Source organism: Paraburkholderia aspalathi (assembly GCF_900116445.1).
Classification (GTDB): Bacteria; Pseudomonadota; Gammaproteobacteria; order Burkholderiales; family Burkholderiaceae; genus Paraburkholderia; species Paraburkholderia aspalathi.
Map to the genome: position 1 here is coordinate 1 of NZ_FPBH01000091.1, position 1,914 is coordinate 1,914.

1 protein-coding gene is annotated in these 1,914 nt (G+C 59.6%); it reads right to left on the reverse strand.

Going from position 1 to position 1,914, the window contains the following annotated elements:
• Nucleotides 1-39: 39 nt before the first annotated feature.
• Nucleotides 40-1,914 (reverse strand): YjbH domain-containing protein (locus tag BM438_RS44495; protein ID WP_093647937.1); only part of this gene is annotated, 1,875 nt, incomplete at its 5' end.

A 1,914-nucleotide genomic window follows, 5' to 3' on the forward strand; every position in this document is an offset into this window, starting at 1 on the left:
GCGCCGTTTAGAAGCTTCATCGCCTATCTCCAAAGAAAGTCATTCACAATTGACCGGCACCAGTGCCCGTCCGTCGCTTACACCCTGCAAACCGTTTCCGCAGACGCCATGTGAAAGCACCGCGCCCGTCGTTACAGCAGGCACACTCACTTGCGGCTTCGGCTTCGTTTCGTCACTACCCGGCCGCCCGTAACGCAGATACGCATCACGCATCCGGTAGAGCTGAGTCGAGAAGTACTCACCGCTAAAGCGGCCTTGATTCAGCAAGTACTGCTGCGTGCTATACGGGAAGGTCATGTTCTCCGCTGCATTGGCCGACAGGTAATTCGTCGATCCCACTCGCGTGCGGAAATCAAGTCCGAACTCTTCAGAGCCGTACACCTGACTGATGCCCGGCTTCATCCCCTGACGCAACGTCAGCGGGAAGCTGATTGCGGCGCCCACAAACGTGCCCTGCCCGCTATGCTCGCCGTGCACGCTCACTGAAACGTCGTCAAACCAGCGCGTCAGCGTCGCGACCGGTCCCTTGTCTCCCCCCACAAAGCGCGCCACGCCCGCTTCGATCCACAACTTCCAGGACGGCTGCACCCAGCGGTAAGTCAGCTCGGCATTCTTCTCACTCGGCAATTCGTCATGGCCCGGCTCATGATGCAAATAGGCAAGCCGCAAGCGAATCAGATCGGGGCGGCCCGGCACAAACACCGTTGTTTCGTTTTGCACGCCGACATACGAGTAATCGAACTTACCGACCGACGCCACGTTGAACACTTGCGGCACGATCCAGAAGCTTTGTGCCAATGCGACCGCATTCAGGCCGCCACGCAAGCGGTAATTGCTAAACACGCGACCTTCGTCCATGTTCTTCGTGTTGTAGATCGGCGCGATATAACTCGCGTACAACTCAGCACCGCGCCACAACGGCACAAACCCTTCAATGTTGGCGCCGAGAGAAATGTCGAAGTTGCCGTACTCAGTGCCGTACAGGTAACTGACGATTGGTTCGATCTGAATCCGCGTCAGCCCATGGGTGTGCTCGTTGCCATGCCATGCGATCGAATCCGCGTCGTAAGTCGGACGGGTACGCATCGTCATTGACGCGCTTGCAGCCGTCGGCGCACCACCCGCAACGAACTGCGCAAACGCATCGCGATCGACAATGACTTCGCCTAACGGCTCATTGGCCTTCTTGATCACCACATGAACCTTGTCCGTGCCGTGCGGTGCATTCACACTCGCCACCCCAAGCACGATGCCGAGCGCGTCGGCTTCGTTCTGGTTGTATCGGTGGTTCTCGTACTCAACCACCAGATCGCGACCGCTCATCCCGACACGCACACGCTCGAGGCCGGCTGCAAAGAGTTGCGCGGCGATTTCGTCAAGCGCGGAGGTGTCCAGCGCTTCCGGAATGGTGGGTGATTGCGCATCCGACGATTTGGCCGCCGTCACATCACTCAACATCACAGACGCATACGACTGCAGCGGCGGCACATACGTAATCGGCGCTGCGGCCAGCGGGTTGGTGTTAGCGGTAGCGGCACGCATGTCCACCGGTTGCAGGCTCGCGAGGCGAATCGGACCGTCATCGTCGGCGTCCGCAGTCTGCGCGACCGGCACTTGCGGGCCCGCGCACAAACCGTCTGCACAACGCGCACTGCTAAAGCGTTTGCCCAGCGGAATCTGAATGCCCACTGAGAACGACGTGCGCGGCGACACACCATCCGTCGAGCGAATCGAACGCGTGAACGTACCAATCACATTCGCATCGGCTAGCCAGCTAATCCGCGGAGACTGATAGCGCACGCCGGCATAGGGCGTCTTCGAATCGTCTTCTGCAAGCAGCGACAAACCCGTGTTCCACAGCGAGACCTGCGCGCCACCGAACAAACCATCGAGGCGATCGCCCTGGCCGTAACC